The following is a 17,028-nucleotide window of genomic DNA, read 5'->3' as shown; positions in this document are numbered from 1 at the left end:
AATATCAATGTGATCATCGTATGCGCCGTGAATTCGTTACGACGCGTCCGGAGAATTCCGGTGTGATTTCTTACGCGGCGGTCGCCGGGACCTGCTCGCGGTTCTGCTCGGACTTGTCACACTTCGGGCACGGCCAGGCCCCGTCACGCTCGACCAGGTGGGACCCACACCCGCGCGGGCAGTTCAGCAAGATGTCCACCCGTTCGCGGACCCGGTCGCTGATGTGCTCGCCCTGGGCAGTCTTGACCCGCCCACGCCGACCAGGCTTGACGACCACGGTCACCAGGCGGTCGATCGCCGTCCGCCGGGCACCCATCGGGACCTGGGGGGAGACGAACCACTCCGTCAGGTTCACCACGTCCGTACCGACACCCAGCACGTCGCGCACGGCGGTCGGGATCGCCAACGACTTGATCAGCTTCTCAGCGTCGGCGATGGCCTTCTCCTGGCGCTTCACCTCGATGTCCACGACCCGCCAACTGGGCGCGTCCGGGCCGCCTTCCTCCTGTGCGGCAAGGACTTCAGCCAGCGCCACCTGCGCCTTGTCCCGGTCTGCACGCGCCCTGCTCAACGCCACGTCGTCAGCGGCCGGGAACAGGGCCAAGACGTCCGGGCGGGTCAGCCACTGGACCACGGTGGCCACCACGTACGCCTCCAGGCCCGGACCGTGAATACGGCGCGAACATCCTTTGGTCACACGGCATTCGTAGTTGTGATACTTGCCATCGAAGTGCCGGGTCATCCGGTTGCGCTTGCTCCACTGACAGGTGCACGCCGGGCGCAGCAGGTGCACGGCGCTGCCCGGCTTCTCCGGAGCTTTGCCGGTGTACTTGGCCTTGCGCGCGGCGTCGTTGACCACGTTCAGCGCCCGGTAGAAGACCTCCGGCCCGACGATCGGCTCCACCTGGCCGTCGATCAACTCACCGTCCACCATCAACTTCCCGATGCACCGGGGGTCGCTCGCCATCCGCTTCACGGCGTTGTCATCCCACATGACCCCCAACACGGGTTCGCCCCGCTGCTTGCGCTGGTAGTCCGACGGTGCAAGGACGCCCCGGCTGATCATGTCGTCCCGGATGTCCGAGAACGGCTCCCCCTTCCCCACCCGCGTGATGACCTCAGCGCGGATCGGGGCGTACTTCGGGTCCTCGAAGTGCCGGACGCGACGCCCCTCCACCTCATCCACGGGCACGTACCGACCATCGATGTGCACCACGGCCTTGCCGTCGACCTTGATCACCGGTCGACCGTCGATCTCCACGATGGTCTTGCCGCGGCTGTCCTTCTTCACGAACCAGCCCGCCGGGATCGGCCCCATGGGCACGCCCGCCGCCATCCGCTGCGACAGGTTGCGGGTCGACCGTCGACGGGTGCGCTTGACCTCCGCCTCCGCCTTGAGAGCCAGGTTCATCAGCGACTCCCAGTCGGAGTCAAGACGGGGGTCGAACACCCGTTCCTCGCTGTGCACGCCCACCAGAATCCCGGCCGCGGCAAACAGCTTCATGGTCTCGGCCCACTGGATGAGTCGACGGTCACCACGGGAGACCTCGTACAGCACCACCACGTCCGGCATCGGCAGGGACGGGTCCTCCAGACCCGCGATGACGTGCGCCAACAGGGTTTCCCACCACTCGCGGATCACCTTGGCGAAGTCCGACGCCGACCCGTCCCGACGACCGGTCGTGTTGTACTCGCGGGTCAGGTTCCACGTCCGGTCAGCGCACCACCCACGACTCAGTTCGTTCTGGTTCTCGACCGACGCGTCTTCGAGCTTGTTCGAGACGCGCCCGTACAGCCAGGCGACCCACTCAGACTCCGGCTTGGCGGTTCTCTCCCGCCACGACCACTGGTTGGCGGACGGTCCGGTCTTGAGCGGATGGCCATCTGGAAGGGCCATCGGCACCCCGATGACCTGCATGTTTGTCGTCACAGCCGGTGTCTAACACGAAATGACCCCCGCAGCGACGGGACCCAACGTACTCAGCGGGTCTGACACTCCGGCCCGGCGAGCTGCGCGGAGCGCAGCGGGCCGGGAGATGAGGTAGCCGAGCGCGAGGTAGCCGAGAGCTCGGTCAGCAGTGGCTTGAGGAGAACGACGCCGTAGGCGAGGCGTCCTTGAGTTTCTTGGCTCAACGCGCGCCCGAGCTACGCAATGCCGAAGGCGAGCCGACACTCTTGGCTGCACCGATCAGCCGGTATCGGTGACGTGCCAACGCAACCCAGCCATGCACCCGAAGGGATTGGGGCTTGACTTTGGGTGCGAGGTGCTACCACTTGTGGTTCGGCCGGGCGCTTTTCAGCCCGGCCTTTCCAGTCCGACCAGCGCCTCGCAAGGGCCCCGAAGTCAAGCCCCAATCCCTATCGGCGCGAAGCGGCGATGACGAAACCAAAGCTCGTCCAGGTCTGCACCAAACGGGACCACCGCATTGGCGACGTGACAAGCCCCTAGCCGCAACCCCACCCAACCGGCTACGGTGCAATGCGAATCTCGTTCACGTTCCCAAAGGCGGCGGCGATGCGGCGAGCGGTTCTCCTGACGGTCCTCTTCCTCTTCTCCCTGATCACCCCAGCAAGGGCAGAATCCTTCGAAGGCACCGAACTCCGGGTGGAGAACGGGGTCTTCCGCGACGAACACGGCCGCGAGGTCGTCCTGAGAGGCTTCAACGTCTCCGGCACCGCGAAACTGGCCGAGTACCGCGGACTCCCGTTCGCCAACACCACGGACGCGCGCAAATCGGCCCAGGCCATGAAGAGCCTCACCGGCGCCAACGCGGTCAGGTTCCTCCTCACCTGGGCCTGGATCGAACCCCGGAGAAACCAGATCGACCACGCCTACCTGGACGGCGTCACGGCCCAGTTGCGCCAGTTCACCGACGAGGGCATCCGCGTCTACCTGGACTTCCACCAGGACCTCTACTCGCGGCACCTCTTCAACTCCGACAGCTGGTACACCGGCGACGGCGCCCCGGCGTGGGCCGCGAGCGGATACCCCAAGGAGTCGTGCGGGATCTGCGTGCACTGGGGCCAGAACATGAAGAACAACAACGCCGTCACCGCCGCCACCTACGACTTCTGGCACAACAGGAACGGTGTGCAGGACTCGTTCATCAACGCTGCGGGGGAGGCGCTCAAGCACGTCAAGAACGCCTTGCCCGCCAACGAGTTCAAGCTCGTCGTCGGCGTCGACCCGCTGAACGAGCCGTACGCCGGCAAGTACGACGCCGGCCAGACCTCGCAGACGTGGGAGCGCGATCTCCTGATGCCGTTCTACCACCGGTTCCGCGCCGAGATGGACGAGGCGGGCTGGGGCGGCAAGCCCGCGTTCGTGGAACCGTTGGTGTTCTGGAACCAGAACGTCGAATTCTTCGCCGAACCCGGCGGGCTCACGCTGGTTCCCGCGCTCGGCGACCGGTTCGTGTTCAACGCGCACTTCTACGACGGCAAGGCGCAGTCCGGGATTCTGATGCCCGGCAAGGCGGCCGACGGGCAGTACACCCAGGCGTTCACGACGATCCGCGACCGCGCCAAGGCACTCGGCACCACGGCGATCGTCTCCGAGTTCGGCCACCCCGTCTCGGGCTTCACGTCCGACAAGACGCCGTCCGTGCTGAAGGCGATCTACCAGGGCCTCGACTCGACGGCGCCGGGTGCGCGGTGGTGGTCGGCGCCGAAGGGCAGCGTCGTGTCCGGCAGCCAGTGGCACTGGGACACCAACTACGGACGTCATCGCGAGCTCATGAACGACAACCCGAACAAGGTCAAGACCGACGGCGACGCCATGAACGACGAGCACTTCTCCGCCGTGAAGCTCGACGCGAACAACAACCCCGTGCTCAACGTCGACCGGGCCGTCGTCGACCGCGTCTACCCGCAGGCCGTCGCGGGCACCACGCTCGCGTTCACCTACGAGGACCGCGCCTACCAGACCTGGCAGCAGGTTCCGCTGCCGAACGTCCGCGCGCTCGTCGGCACCGCCCCGTTCGCCGTCATCGTGTGGGACTCGAACGGCGGCACCGCGCCCACCGAACTCCACCTGCCCGCGTCGCTGCGCTCGCCGTTGGTGATCAGCTCGGCGCAGTCGGCCGTCCAGGGCGACAAGCTGCTCCTCAACTCGGCCCCCGGACGGCAGTTCGCGCTGGTCACGGCCCCCTCGGGCGGCAACGTGGCTGCGGCGGAGGCCGAGATTCGACAGTGGTACGTAAGCTGGTGAAGTGCGAACCAGGCCCACTCTGAGCTGGACGAACCCGGGCCCGACGCTGCCGCGCACCACCGCCCTCACCGACGTCGTGCCGATCGTCGCGCAGGGCGGGGTGCTGGTGCTCAGCGGCGCGGGCCTGTCGACCGAGTCCGGCATCCCCGACTACCGCGGCGAGGGCGGGTCCCTGCGCAAGCACACCCCGATGACCTACGACGAGTTCACCACCAGCGAGGCCGGACGGCAGCGCTACTGGGCGCGCAGCCACGTCGGCTGGCGCACCATCGCCCACGCGCACCCCAACGCCGGCCACCACGCCGTCAGCGACCTGACACCGCTCCTGTCCGGCGTCATCACCCAGAACGTCGACGGCCTGCACCAGGCGGCGGGCTCGCAGGACGTGGTCGAACTCCACGGCGGCCTCGACCGGGTGATCTGCCTGGACTGCAAGCTGCTGAGCCCGCGTCTCGCCCTCGACCGGCGCCTGCGCGAGGTCAACCCGGACTTCCACGCCACGACGGACGAGATCAACCCGGACGGCGACGTCTTCCTGCCCGAACACCAGGTGCGCGACTTCCGCGTGGTGCCGTGCGAGGAGTGCGGCGGCGTGCTCAAGCCGGACGTCGTGTTCTTCGGCGAGAACGTGCCCCGCCCACGCGTTGAACAGTGCTATCAACTCGTCGACAACGCACGGTCGTTGCTCGTCCTGGGTTCCTCGCTCACGGTCATGTCCGGGCTGAGGTTCGTGCGCCGGGCCGCGACGTCCGGCATCCCGGTCGTGATCATCAACCGGGGTGAGACGCGGGGCGATCCGCACGCTTCGCTGAGGGTGGATCTGCCCTTGGGGAAATCGCTGACGGAACTGGCCGAAGTCGTTCTACAGTCCGGGAATGGTGACCTTCCCGGTCGATGACGTCACGCCGGTGACCGACGCGCTGCCCACCCGCCCGATCGCCGACCTGTTCCCCGGAGCGCACGCCACCGGAGGCGACGCACTCGTGCTCGAGCCCAACGACGTGCACCCGCTGCTGCACGCCGTCTCCAAGGCGTTCGCGGAACACCGCCCGCTGGTGCTGTCCCCGGACGCGGTCTGGCTGACGATCACGCGGGGCATCGCCGACCACGTGAAGGAGCACGCCGAGGAGTTGCGGCCGGTCCTGGTCGGCCACCAGGGGAAGCTTCGCCTGGAGGTGGTGCACGGGCCGGACGACACGTGGGACACCGTCCTGGAAGGCCTCGCGAAGCAGATCGGCGACACGACCTTCGACTGCGACTTCAGCACGAGCACCGCCGTCGAACGCCTGGCGGGCCGCGTCGCCATGTTGGACGCCTACTCGCCCTACTACGGGTACTGGATGTACGGGGTCTGCGGCATCCCGTCGATCACCCTGACCGGCACCCCGGACGACTGGCGGAAGATCCGCGCCAGGGTCGATGACCTGCCCCGGTTCCGGTTGGAGCACTGGTGCCGCTCGCTCGTCCCGATCACGGACGAGTTCGTGCGCGCCGCCGAGGGCAACGCCGACCAGGAGTTCTGGAAGCGCATCTACAACCCGTCCGACGCGTACGGCGGCGAGGTCATCACCGGCTGGATCACGCGTTTCTACCCGTACATAGGGCGCGTGAGGCGTGGACCGAACCCCATGCTCGACCTCCCGGTGGGCGAACCGCGCGACAACACCGACCACGCCATCTCCGCCGGCGTGGTGCCGGCGACGCTGTGCCGCGCGGTGATCAACGTCAACACCGGCCACGACCTCACCGCGGTCGCCGTCGACGCGGGCCTGGTCGGGGTCACCCAGCACGAGAACGGCGCGCTGGAACCCGTCGCGGGCTGGGCGGTGGTGTCCGCGCCGCCGCCGCTCGAGGAGGTGTTGGACCGCATTGCCGCCGAGCACGAGTGGACCCCTCCCGAGAGGGCGAAGGTGGCCACGCACTATTCCGAGATCACCCTCCGGCCGAGCGGTGGCGGCGAGGCGGTCCTGCTCTACGAACGCTTCGGCACGGTGTCGCTGCACGGCGGTGCGTGGCGGCTGCGCGACCACAGGGCGCCTCGCGACGAGACCGTCGGCGGGCACCAGGTCTACGTGGTGTTCGACCTCGCGGACGGCCGGGTGGTGGGCGAGATCGGCGAGTACGGCACCGGGTTGAGCCATTGGGTGGTCCTGCGCCCCGGCGACCGGGCGGAGGACGTTCCCGTGCTCGGCACGTCCCTCGCGATGATCCTGAAGTCCGTGCTCGACCACGACGAGATCGACCACCTGGAGACGATCAGGCTCAGCGAGTTGGTGCTGATCCGCTAGTTCTGCGTGCGGAACCGGTCCAGTTCGCGTCGTTCGCGCTTCGTCGGACGCCCGGCACCGCGGTCGCGCCGGGCGATCGGCACCTCCACCGGCGGCTTCGGCGTGCGGTCGATGAAGCACATGGTCGCGATCTCCGCGCCCACCCGCTTCGAGATCACCCGCACCACCTCGACGACGCGGGTCCGGTCGCCGACGCGGGCGCGGACCGTGTCGCCGGGTACGACGGTGGCGGACGGCTTCGCGGGCTTGTCGTTGATGCGCACGTGGCCGCCCCGGCACGCCTGGGCGGCGTCCGGGCGGGTCTTCGTCAGCCTGACCGCCCACAGCCAGCTGTCGATGCGCGTGGACTCCACCCCGCCATCATGGCACTCTCGGAGATCATGAAGCTCCTGGCGGTCGCACTGACCCTCGCCGCGTCGCTCACCCCGGTAGGCCCACTCGGCGAACTCACCGGCCTCGCCGTGCAGCGCGTCCAGGTCGGTGACCTGGTGGCCGCGGCCAAGTTCGGGACGACGCAGCCGATCGACGACCCGGTGCGCGAACAGCAGGTGCTCGACACCGTCCGCGCCAAGGCCGTGGAACTCCAGCTCGACCCCGAGAACGCTGCCCGCTTCTTCCGCGCCCAGATCGAGGCGAACAAGATCGTGCAACGCGGCCTGTACGCGCGCTGGACCGCCCACCCCGAGGAAGTGCCGCAGCACAAGCCGGATCTCGCCACCGAGGTGCGACCGGTCCTCGACCGGCTCACCACCGGCATCCTGGCCGAGCTCAAGGACACCGAGCAGCTGCGCCGCTCGTCGCTGAGGTGCGAGATCCAGGCGACCGTCGCGGAACGCTCCGCGGTGGTGCTGCACCGCCTCGACCGGCTGCACGAGGACGCGCTGGCCGAGGCGATGCGCACGGTGTGCGACTAGCTGTTCCGGTCAGATATCCACTGTGGACTTGAGACCCAGCATCCTTGCCAGGCCGGACAGTTCGAGCACCTTCGTCACCTGCGGGGACGCGCTGGAGAGGCGGAGCCCGCCCGCCGCGGCCGACGCTCGGGCGTGCCCCCGCACCAGCGAACTCACCCCACTCGAGTCGCAGAACGTGACACCTGTCAGGTCCAGCACCACGTAGCGGTGTCCCTGGTCGAGCAGCCGGTCGAGCCGGGCGAGCAGTCTTTCCGCGCCGGGACCGGCGAGTTCGCCGGAGACCGTGATCAGGGTGGAGGCAGGCGACGACCGAGTCACCGTGACTTCGAGCATTTCGCAGCTGTACCCACTGGTGACCAACGCGAAACTGGGTGGCGTGCGCATTTTGTTGACGGCGTTGCCCGTCCACTCCCACCTGGTGCCGGTGATGGTGCCGCTGGCCAGGGCGTTCCGGGACCGGGGCCACGAGGCCGTGATCGCGACCGGTCCGGCGATGGCGCACCTGCCGCACTCCGTGGCCATGCCGGACGTCCCCGCGCCGTCCGGGACCGGTGCGGAGTGGTCGCACCAGCTCGTGGTCGCCTTCGCCGCGAACGTCCTCGACTTCGCCCGCACCTGGCGTCCCGACGTGATCGTGCGCGAGACCAGTGAGTACGGCGGCCAGATCGCCGCCGAGGTGCTCGGCATCCCGCACGCGCTGGTCGACATCGCGCCGTTCGCGCCGCTGGAGATCCCGCTGCTCGACGAGTTGGTGGACAAGGTGCGCGCCAGGTTCGGCGTCGCGGGCACCGACCCGGTGCTCACCGCCGGACTGACGCCCGCCGCCTGGCACCCCGCCCAGCACCACTTCCGCGTGCCCCTCGACCAGGGGCGCGTGGACAGCGCGCCGGAGATCGTCGCGTCTTTCGGCACCCGCGTGACGCCGGACTCGCTGCCCACCGTCGTCGAGGCACTCGGCGAGATCGACGCCCATTCCGCCGTCGCGATAGGCCATGCGGATTGGAAAGGGCCACGTCCGGCGAATGTTCGCCTGACGCCGGAGATCCCTCAACGGCGATTGTTGAACAATGCGAAGCTGTTCGTCACGCACGCGGGGTGCAACGGTGTGCGGGAGGCGTTGACGGCGGGCGTGCCGATGGTCGCGTTGCCGTTGTTCGGCGATCAACACCGCAACGCGGCCCGAATCCAGGATCTCGGCGTCGGTGTCCACGTCGAGGTGAAAGGCCTGACCGCGGCCGTTCTCGTGGAACAGATCAAACACGCGCTGAACGCGAGGACGTATCATGAATCAGCTGAGGGTCTGGCTGCGAAGATCGCCGTGCTGGAGGATTTCCGCACTATTCCGGACCATCTCGTATCCGCTGTGTGACAACTTTTTGGTTGTGGCCAAAAGCTTCGACGGGATTTTCGTCCGTCTGGAGACTGGCGGTGGGGCAGGTGCTTGTTGGGGAGAACAGGTTGCCTGACACAGGGGATACACAGGGGGATATATGAAGAGGCACGTGCGCGACAGTTTCTTCGTCGTGGGCGAAGGTGTGCTGGAATTCGACGGCAGAGGTGAGGCCACCACGCGTCAGCCCTCCACGGCGGAGGAGTTGCGCAGGTTCCGGTTCTCACGGCTGGGGCCGAAGGGGCCCAGGACGGACGAGGAGACGCGGGTTGCCCTCGCGACCGCGATCACCGCGAACGTCCCGCAGCCCGACTCGGCGGACCCGACGGTTCCGGCGGGGTTCACCTACCTCGGCCAGTTCGTCGACCACGACCTGACGATGGACCGCACCGAGTCGCAGCTCGGGCAGGACGTCAACCTCGACGAACTCATGCAGGGCCGCTCACCGGCGCTCGACCTCGACTCGGTCTACGGCCGGGGTCCGCGCGACAAGGACGACCAGGCCTTCTACGCCGAGGACGGCGTGAAGCTCAAGATGGGCACCACGACGCCGGTGCCGTTCCCGGACGAGGGCACCAACGTCCCGTTCGAGGGCTTCGACCTGCCGCGCCGCGGTGGCACGGCGGGCACGGCCGCGGACCGGCGGCTGCCGCTGATCCCGGACGCCCGCAACGACGAGAACCTCGTGGTGGCGCAGACGCACCTCGCGTTCATCCGCTTCCACAACCGCGTGGTCGACGAGCTCGCGCTCACCGGCCTCACCGGCGAGCGGCTCTTCCGGGCCGCCAAGGAACTCGTGGTGCGGCACTACCAGTGGATGCTGCGGACCGACCACCTGCCGCGGATCATCGACCCGGCGATCGTGGACGACGTGTTCACCAACGGCCGCAAGTTCTTCGAGGTGCCCGGCCGCTACTACAGCCGGGACAACTCGCCGACCATGCCGGTCGAGTTCTCGGTCGCCTCGTACCGCTTCGGCCACAGCCAGATCCGCGGCGCGTACCAGTGGAACCGCGTGTTCAACGGCAGCGGGCCGCAGACCGGGCCCGGCGGGATCGCGACGTTGTTCGCGCTGTTCACCTTCACCGGCGTCAGCGGCAACTTCGACCCGACCTCCGGCACGCCCGCCGACCTCGACGACGTCAACCGGGGCCCGCTGTTCACGTTGCCCAGCAACTGGATCGCGGACTTCCGGCGGCTCTACGACTTCACCGAGGCCGAGCGCGACGACCTGGTGCCGCCCGCGCAGTTCGGCGGCGGCAACGTCACCAAGCGGATCGACACGCTGCTCGTCGACCCGTTGACGCAGCTGCCGGCGGGCACGTTCGGCGGGCGCGGCACGCAGTTCCGCGAGATCGAGCGCAACCTCGCGTTCCGGAACCTGACCAGGGCCTCGATGATGGAGCTCGCCACCGGTCAGCAGATCGCCGAACTGTTCGGCGTCGCACCGCTGACGGCCGAGCAGATCCTGGTGGGCAACGGCGGCGCGGTCGTCGAGGGCCTGTCCGAGGAGCAGAAGGCGCAGCTCGTGGCCAACACGCCGCTGTGGTTCTACATCCTGCGGGAGGCCGAGGTCGGCAACGGCCTGATGGGCCCCGTGGGCGGCCGGATCACCGCGGAGGTGTTCCACCGCGCCATGGAGGGCAGCCGGATCTCGATCGTGCGCTCGCCGTACTGGCGGCCCACGCTCGGCCCCGACTCCAGCACGTTCCGCATGGTCGACCTGCTGCTGTTCGCGTTCGAGGGCAAGGCCGACCTGCTGAACCCGCTCGGGGACCCGGCCGGCGCCTGATCTTCCTCGTTCCTCCTGTCTGGCCGGGTGGTGGCAGTCAGACAGGAGAGGGAGATCGTCATGCGTCCAGAAACCACACGTCGCGAAAGCACGGAACAACGGGTTGCTCGGTTTGCGCGCGAGTCCGGAATTCCGTTGCTGCGCATCGGACTGGGGGTCGTGTACCTCTGGTTCGGCGTGTTGAAGCTCTTTCCCGGTGGCAGCCCTGCCCAGGATCTCGTCGAACGCACGGTCTCCGCGCTGACGTTCGGGATCATCCACGGGGATTTGGCCCGGCTGAGTGCCGCGATCACCGAAATCGGGATCGCACTGGTTCTGCTGAGCTTCCGCGCACCCCGGTTGTGCGCGGTCCTGCTGGTCGGTCACGTCGTGATGGTGTCGACACCGCTGGTGTTGTTCCCCGGTGAGATGTGGTCCGGTCCGCTGCAGGCGTCGTTCGAAGCGCAGTACATCCTGAAGAACCTGGTGACCGTCGCCGCCGCGGTGGTCATCGCCTCATCACACCCGAGGGTGCGATGAACGGGAGCCGTCCGAACCTTCGGGGAGTCGGGCGGCTCCCGCCGTTATACGTTGTGGTGATGGGGGAAACTTTCGCGCCATTGGCGCATCCTGCTTATCGCTGGCTGCTCGCGGCCAGGGTCACGACCGTCACGGGCAACGCGATGGCACCGATCGCGCTGGCCTTCGCGGTCCTGGACCTGACGTCGTCGATCACGTCGCTGGGCCTCGTCGTCGCGGCCCGGTCGCTGACGAACGTGGTGTTCCTGCTGTGGGGAGGCGTGGTCGCAGACCGGTTGCCGCGCCACATCGTGCTCGTCGGGTCGTGCGCGGTCAGCTTCGCGAGCCAGGCCCTGATCGCCGGGCTGGTGCTGACCGGGTCGGTGTCGGTGCCGTGGTTCATCGTGCTGTCGGCGGTGAACGGCATGTCGAGCGCGTTCTCCATGCCCGCCTCCGCGTCGCTGGTGTCGCAGACCGTGCCGGTGTCGATGCGCTTGCAGGCCAACGCGTTGCTGCGGCTCGGCACGAACTCCGCGAACATCGGCGGCGCGTCGCTGGGTGGCCTGCTGATCGCGTTCACCAGTCCCGGCTGGGGCCTCGCGGTGGACGCGCTGACGTTCGCGCTGGCCGGGGTGTTCTTCGCGTTCGTGCGGGTGCCCGGGGTCGCCGCCGCTGACCGCAAACCGTCCGTGCTGGCCGAGTTGAAGGTCGGCTGGACCGAGGTCGTGGCGCGGCAGTGGGTCTGGGTCATCATCGTGGGCTTCACGTTCGTCAACGCGGCCCTGGTCGGCGGGGTGATGGTGCTCGGCCCGGTGATGGCCGACTCGACGTTCGGGCGCGAGACGTGGGGCCTGGTCCTGGCCGCGCAGACCGCGGGCATGGTGGCGGGTGCGGTCGTCGTGCTGCGGGTCAAGGTGCGCCGGCAGTTGATGGTCGGGGTCGCGTGCGTGGCGGGGTTCGCCGGACTGCCGCTGGTGATGGTGCTGCACCCGGAACCGTGGCTGCTGATCGTCACGTCGTTCGTGTGCGGGATGGGCATCGAGCAGTTCGGGGTGGCGTGGGAGACGACGTTGCAGCACCACGTCCCCGCCGACCGGCTCGCCCGCGTCTACTCCTACGACATGGTCGGGTCGTTTGTCGCGATTCCGTTGGCGCAGCTGGCGATCGGGCCGGTGTCGCACGCGTTCGGAATCACCGCCGCCTTGCTCGGCTGCGCCGTCGTGCACCTGCTCGCGACCGCCGGGATGCTCATTTCCCCGTCTGTGCGCTCCGTGGAGAACGTTGATACGGTGCGTGTGTAGGTATTCCACTTCACTGGGGGAGTGAATGAACCGCAAGCGTTTCGCTGCGTTCTTCACCGTGCTCGCTGTGACGAGCGCGGCTCTTTCACCGGCTGCTTCGGCCGACGTCCAGACCGACCACCGGCCGCTGGCCGACCGCCTGCGCGAGGCGATCGTCGCGCAGAACTTCAAGGACGTCATCGACCTGACGCCGCCCGACCTGGCCACGGCGGCGCGGTCTTCGGGCAAACGGGAGAAGTACGACGCTTCGCCCACCGAGCTGATGAACCGGGCGCAGGCGCGGACGTTGGCGGCCGGCAAGCCGTTGCACCAGACGCCGAACATGGACGCGGCGATCTTCGAGCTCGACGCGTTCGGCCGCACCAAGGCCGTGGCGAACGTCCTGCTCAGCCCGCAGCACCCGGACGGCGTCGTCGTGCCGGTGGACCGCAAGGGGCTGTCCACCGACCAGGTGCGCTACCGCTGGTGGGACGACACCGAGTGGGACGTCAACGGCGGCAAGGGAACCGTCGACGTGCTGCCTGGCAGGGAGAACGCTCCCATCGACTTCTCCTCGCCGTACCCGGCGTCCGTGCTGAAGCTGATGGTCGGCTTCGGCATCCTGCGCCTCGCCGACCAGGGCAAGCTCGACCTCGACGCCGACTACACCTACGCCCCGAACCCGGTGCGCGAGGCGTGCGGCGGCCCGTCGGTGAAGAAGATCCGGCAGCACTTCGACGAGATGATCACCAAGTCGCAGAACGAGTCCACCTGCGCGCTGATCAAGCTGATCCACGACCTCAACGCGTGGGACGCCGTCAACCAGACGTTCGTCGACCTCGGCATGCCGACCCTCATGGTCACCGGCACCATCCCCGGCAACGGCGGCCGCTGGATCGGCTCGAACATGAGCGGCCTCGACACCGCCAAGCTCCTGCTGCTCGTCAACGGCGGCGCGGGCGTCCTGTGGACCACCGACCAGGGCAAGCCGGTCACCCGCCACGAGCTCTCGTCCACGTCCCGGAAGTTCTTCCAGGACACCCTCGCGGGCCAGGGCCACAACGAGATGCTGTCCACCCCGAACTGGTGCGGCCGCGACTACCCGACCCAGGGCATCCCGCAGCAGGTCCCGGCGCGCTGGATCAAGCCGGACGGCACCGTGACCGTCGGCGACGCCGTGTACGACCGCGACGTCCGCCCGTGCAACGACGCCGCCGAGGTGACGTTCGCGCACAAGACCGGCTGGGTCGACACGACGGGGTCCGACGCGGGCATCGTGAAGTCGTTCCGCGGCAAGGACAAGCGCAACTACATCGTGGTCGTGTTCTGCAACCTGGGCACCGACTACGTGGACGCCGACCGCCCGGCCGACCCGCCCGGCGTGTACCCGGTGCTGTACACGCAGAAGTACGCGCAGCTCGGCAAGGTGATCGACGGGATCATGAAGACCCTGTAGTCAGTCGTGGGAACGGGGGCGTCGCTGGTGCGGCGCCCCGTTCTCGTGCTCAGACCGCGGCGGTGCCGATCAGCCCGTTGCGCGTGACCAGGTCCGCGAGTGCGGCCTCGGCGAGCCCTTCCGTGCCGTCCGGGCGGCGTGGCAGCACCATGTACCGCGACTCGGCGTTCGCGTCCCACACCCGGATCTCGGTGTCCCGCGGCAGGTCGAGGCCGAACTGCTCCAGCACCTCGCGCGGCTGACTGACCACTTTGGACCGGTAGGCGGTGCTCTTGTACCAGGTCGGCGACGGGCCGAGCAGTGAGAGCGGGTAGCAGCTGCAGAGCGTGCACACGATGACGTTGTGCACCTGCTCGGTGTTCTCGACGACGTGCAGGACCTGCGGTTGCAGGCCGCCGCCCATCGACAGGCCCAGTTCGGGCAGGGCGTCGTCGGCGCCCGCGAGGAGGCGTTCGCGGAAGCCCTCGTCGACCCAGGCGTGGGCGACGACGCGGAAGCCGTTGGCGGGGGAGGCCCTCGCGGCGAACGCCTCCAGCACCTGGTCGAGTTCGCGCGGGTCGATCAGGCCCTTGGCTTCCAGGAGTGCTTCGAGGTCGCGGACCTGGGCGGCGATCGGGGAGTCGTCGTGGTCGTCACTCATGGCTGAGGTAGTCCTCCCAGAGAGACAGCGTCACGCTGTGGTCGCCGTGGCCGAAGAGTTCGTTCGCGGAGAACCGCACGAGGTAGACCTGTTGGCGTTGCTGGACTCCCTGCGCGCTCAGGTCCGCGAGCGGGTGGATGCCGTCGTGGCCGACGATCGTGCCCACGTGGCCGCGGGCGTAGTGCGGCAGGCGGGTGTGGTGGTCCGGGTCCACTGTGGACGTCCGCACGCGGTCGCCGGTGCGGTAGCGCTCAGACAACGCCCTTCTCCTTCAGGAGCGTCTGGATCGCGCGGAACCAGTTCTCGTAGTACGAAGACTCGTGCGACATCGTGCGTTCGACGGCGTCGCGGAACTCGTCGAGGTTGTAGACCTCCTGGCCGATCAAGGCGCGGTTCATCGCCATGACGTGCGCTTCCCAGTCGTGGTGGAACGGCGGTTCGTCCAGTTCCTCCACCACCGGGCCGAAGCCGTCGAGCCCGCCGACGTCGTTGATCCTCGGCATCTCACCTCCTGCGCTCCACCAGATTCTGCGCCGCCGCCGGCCAGTTCGGGAAGTGGAAGTCGAAGCCGGCCTCGACCAGCCTGCCCGGGGTGACGCGGCGGCTCTTGAGCAGCAGTTCGGTGTCGCTGCGCAGCGCGAAGGCGCCCATCGACGCCATCAGGCGCGTCGCGGGCAGGCCCACCGGCACGTTCCAGGCCCGGCGGAGTTCGCGCATGAAGTCCCGCTGCGGCAACGGGTGGGGCGCGGCGAGGTTCACGGCGCCCTCGATCGGTTCCCTGATCAGCAACGCGACGGCGCGCACGAAGTCGTCGTCGTGGATCCACGACACGTACTGCCGCCCGCCCGCGAGCGGTCCGCCGAGGCCGAGCCGGGCGAGCCACGACAGGTAGTCGAAGACGCCGCCGCGGTCGGGGCTCATCACCATCGCCGACCGCAGCGCGACCTTGCGCGTGCCGGGCGTGTGCGCCTCGAAGAGTTCGGCCTCCCAGCGCTTGGCGATCTCGACGCTGTACGTCCAGTAACCCGGCACGTCCGGTTCGCGGCCGCCGAGGACGCCGGTCGCCTCGTCGTTGGGCGCGTCGAAGCGGTGCGCGTAGATCGTCGCCGTGCTCATCTGGAGCCACACGCCGGGCGGGTTGTCGGCCTTCGCGATGGCCTCGCCGACGACGCGGGCCGAGTCGACTCGCGAGCGCATCATCTGTTGCAGGTTCTCGGCGTTGTAGCGGCAGCTCACGCTGCGCCCGGCCAGGTTGATCACCACGTCGGCGCCGTCGAGTTCCGCTGCCCACGGGCCGAGCGTGTGGCCGTCCCAGCGCACGCCCGCGCTGCGGCTGATGATCACCACCTCGTGGCCCGCCGCCCTGAGTGCGCGGGTCAGCACGCCGCCGACCTGGCCCGTTCCGCCTGGAATCACGATCTTCATCTGGTTCGTCCCCCTCGCGGGCGACGCTAGTCCCGGGTCGCTGAGAGACCTTTCAGTTATGCTCCCGCAAAACGCTCAAACGAACAGGCGGTCGGTCATGCGGGAGTCCAGCGAGGCACGACGGCAGCGGATTCTGGCCGTCACGGCGTCGCGGGGCACGGTCAAGGTGAGCGATCTGGCCGAGGAACTCGACGTGTCGATCGTGACGATCCGCCGCGACGTCGAGGAGCTGGCGAGGCTCGGCAAGCTGCGCCGCGGCCACGGCATCGCGCGCTCGCTCATCCCGGTCGCGCAGCCGGAGCCGGTGCAGGCGACGAACGGGTCGATCGCGCTCGTCGTGCCGGAACGCCACACGTACCTCTACGAGACGATGAACGGTGCACGGCGCAGGCTCGAAGAGGCCGGCATGCGCGTCGTGCTGCACATCGCGCCGCAGGTCAGGGGCGCCGAACGGCCCATCGTCGAGAAGGCCCTGACCGAACCGGTGCAGGGCATGCTGATGGCGCCGCGCTGGCGGTCGTTCGAGGAGGAGGCCGAGGACGACTGGCTCGCGGACACCGGCGTGCCGACCGTCCTGATGGAACGCCGTCCGAACGGACACCTCAGAGCGATGAACTCCGTGTGCTCGGACCACTGGTACGGCATGCATCTCGCCGTGAAGCACCTGACGGACCTGGGCCATCGTCGGATCGTGCTGGCCGCACGCGACGACAGCCCGACAGCGCGCGTGTTGCGCCGGGCGTTCAAAGAGATCTCCGCGGGCCTGGAGGATGCCATCACGGTCAGCAGCGCGCCGGACGCAGGGCTGGTCGACGTGCTGCGCCGACGCCGGGCCACGGCGGCCGTGCTGCACGGCGACGAGGACGCGTTGATGCTGGTCCAGCAGCTGGTGCACGCCGGGATCGACGTGCCTGGGATGTGCTCGGTGGTCTCGTACGACGACGTGGTCGCGTCGCTCGGCAGCATCCCGCTCACGGCCGTCGCGCCGCCGAAGACCGAGGTCGGCCGGGTGGCCGCCGAGCTGCTGCTGCGGAAGCTGAACGGCGAGGTCAGCGCCCCTGAACGGATCGAGCTGCTGCCGTCGTTGAAGATCCGCTCATCGTCTGAGCGTTTGATCGTTTCTTGACGGCAAACC

General features: G+C 68.5%; 17 protein-coding genes. 10 read left to right on the top strand and 7 right to left on the bottom strand.

Annotated features, from left to right (window positions below; translation table 11 throughout):
* Positions 1 to 70: 70 nt before the first annotated feature.
* Entirely contained in the window at positions 71 to 1,930 is a 1,860-nt protein-coding gene (locus JNUCC0626_RS19750; RefSeq protein ID WP_394621241.1) for a recombinase family protein, read from the bottom strand.
* A 549-nt stretch (positions 1,931 to 2,479) separates the two neighbouring features.
* Here JNUCC0626_RS19750 and JNUCC0626_RS19745 point away from each other — a divergent pair.
* From JNUCC0626_RS19745 to JNUCC0626_RS19735, 3 genes are read left to right on the top strand one after another with little or no spacing between them, the layout of a single operon-like run.
* Positions 2,480 to 4,210 carry a cellulase family glycosylhydrolase gene (locus tag JNUCC0626_RS19745; RefSeq protein ID WP_394621240.1) on the top strand — a complete coding sequence of 577 codons (1,731 nt, stop codon included), beginning with the start codon at positions 2,480 to 2,482 and terminating at the stop codon, positions 4,208 to 4,210.
* Between the two features lies 1 nt (position 4,211).
* Positions 4,212 to 5,108 (top strand): NAD-dependent protein deacetylase, encoded by an 897-nt coding sequence (locus JNUCC0626_RS19740; RefSeq protein ID WP_394621239.1) that lies wholly within the window; start codon positions 4,212 to 4,214, stop codon positions 5,106 to 5,108.
* Positions 5,086 to 6,498, top strand: a complete 1,413-nt coding sequence (locus JNUCC0626_RS19735; RefSeq protein WP_394621238.1) for a DUF4419 domain-containing protein — start codon at positions 5,086 to 5,088, stop codon at positions 6,496 to 6,498. Before JNUCC0626_RS19740 ends, JNUCC0626_RS19735 begins: the two co-directional genes overlap by 23 nt.
* On the opposite strand, the gene JNUCC0626_RS19730 is transcribed toward JNUCC0626_RS19735, so the two are convergent.
* Positions 6,495 to 6,851: an RNA-binding S4 domain-containing protein gene (locus JNUCC0626_RS19730; protein ID WP_394621237.1), complete on the bottom strand. Its 357-nt coding sequence runs from the start codon at positions 6,849 to 6,851 to the stop codon at positions 6,495 to 6,497. The two genes, JNUCC0626_RS19735 and JNUCC0626_RS19730, sit on opposite strands and share 4 nt — an antisense overlap.
* Before the next feature lie 9 nt (positions 6,852 to 6,860).
* Here JNUCC0626_RS19730 and JNUCC0626_RS19725 point away from each other — a divergent pair, with 9 nt between their 5' ends.
* Positions 6,861 to 7,412, top strand: coding sequence for a chorismate mutase (locus JNUCC0626_RS19725; RefSeq protein ID WP_394621236.1), 552 nt, complete (start codon positions 6,861 to 6,863; stop codon positions 7,410 to 7,412).
* A 9-nt stretch (positions 7,413 to 7,421) separates the two neighbouring features.
* On the opposite strand, the gene JNUCC0626_RS19720 is transcribed toward JNUCC0626_RS19725, so the two are convergent.
* Entirely contained in the window at positions 7,422 to 7,745 is a 324-nt protein-coding gene (locus tag JNUCC0626_RS19720) for an STAS domain-containing protein (RefSeq protein WP_394621235.1), read from the bottom strand.
* A 43-nt stretch (positions 7,746 to 7,788) separates the two neighbouring features.
* Here JNUCC0626_RS19720 and JNUCC0626_RS19715 point away from each other — a divergent pair, with 43 nt between their 5' ends.
* From JNUCC0626_RS19715 to JNUCC0626_RS19695, 5 genes are all read left to right on the top strand, one after another.
* On the top strand, positions 7,789 to 8,781 hold the full coding sequence (locus JNUCC0626_RS19715; RefSeq protein WP_394621234.1) for a glycosyltransferase: 993 nt from the start codon (positions 7,789 to 7,791) through the stop codon (positions 8,779 to 8,781).
* 133 nt (positions 8,782 to 8,914) lie between these two features.
* On the top strand, positions 8,915 to 10,594 hold the full coding sequence (locus JNUCC0626_RS19710) for a peroxidase family protein (RefSeq protein ID WP_394621233.1): 1,680 nt from the start codon (positions 8,915 to 8,917) through the stop codon (positions 10,592 to 10,594).
* Positions 10,595 to 10,654: 60 nt separating this feature from the next.
* The gene (locus JNUCC0626_RS19705) at positions 10,655 to 11,113 is read left to right on the top strand and encodes a DoxX family protein (RefSeq protein WP_394621232.1); all 459 of its coding nucleotides are present in this window, start codon (positions 10,655 to 10,657) and stop codon (positions 11,111 to 11,113) included.
* Positions 11,114 to 11,172: 59 nt separating this feature from the next.
* Entirely contained in the window at positions 11,173 to 12,393 is a 1,221-nt protein-coding gene (locus tag JNUCC0626_RS19700; protein ID WP_394621231.1) for an MFS transporter, read from the top strand.
* A gap of 25 nt (positions 12,394 to 12,418) precedes the next feature.
* Complete coding sequence (locus tag JNUCC0626_RS19695; RefSeq protein ID WP_394621230.1) at positions 12,419 to 13,828, top strand: serine hydrolase; 1,410 nt, start codon at positions 12,419 to 12,421, stop codon at positions 13,826 to 13,828.
* Positions 13,829 to 13,877: 49 nt separating this feature from the next.
* Here the strand turns inward: JNUCC0626_RS19695 and JNUCC0626_RS19690 are convergent, their stop codons facing one another.
* The 4 genes from JNUCC0626_RS19690 to JNUCC0626_RS19675 are packed head-to-tail and all read right to left on the bottom strand — an operon-like array spanning position 13,878 to position 15,893.
* Positions 13,878 to 14,468: a nitrile hydratase subunit alpha gene (locus JNUCC0626_RS19690; RefSeq protein WP_394621229.1), complete on the bottom strand. Its 591-nt coding sequence runs from the start codon at positions 14,466 to 14,468 to the stop codon at positions 13,878 to 13,880.
* The gene (locus JNUCC0626_RS19685; protein WP_394621228.1) at positions 14,461 to 14,727 is read right to left on the bottom strand and encodes an SH3-like domain-containing protein; all 267 of its coding nucleotides are present in this window, start codon (positions 14,725 to 14,727) and stop codon (positions 14,461 to 14,463) included. The genes JNUCC0626_RS19690 and JNUCC0626_RS19685 overlap by 8 nt, the downstream gene beginning before the upstream one ends.
* Entirely contained in the window at positions 14,720 to 14,971 is a 252-nt protein-coding gene (locus JNUCC0626_RS19680; RefSeq protein ID WP_394621227.1) for a hypothetical protein, read from the bottom strand. Before JNUCC0626_RS19680 ends, JNUCC0626_RS19685 begins: the two co-directional genes overlap by 8 nt.
* Position 14,972: 1 nt before the next feature.
* The gene (locus JNUCC0626_RS19675) at positions 14,973 to 15,893 is read right to left on the bottom strand and encodes a TIGR01777 family oxidoreductase (RefSeq protein ID WP_394621226.1); all 921 of its coding nucleotides are present in this window, start codon (positions 15,891 to 15,893) and stop codon (positions 14,973 to 14,975) included.
* A gap of 97 nt (positions 15,894 to 15,990) precedes the next feature.
* On the opposite strand from JNUCC0626_RS19675, the gene JNUCC0626_RS19670 reads away from it, so the two are divergent.
* Entirely contained in the window at positions 15,991 to 17,019 is a 1,029-nt protein-coding gene (locus JNUCC0626_RS19670) for a substrate-binding domain-containing protein (RefSeq protein ID WP_394621225.1), read from the top strand.
* Positions 17,020 to 17,028 lie beyond the last annotated feature (9 nt).

The sequence above is a fragment of the Lentzea sp. JNUCC 0626 genome (assembly GCF_043632865.1).
Lineage (GTDB): Bacteria > Actinomycetota > Actinomycetes > Mycobacteriales > Pseudonocardiaceae > Lentzea.
The sequence above is the reverse complement of the archived record's forward strand: the minus strand, read 5'-3'. Positions and strand labels throughout refer to the sequence as shown.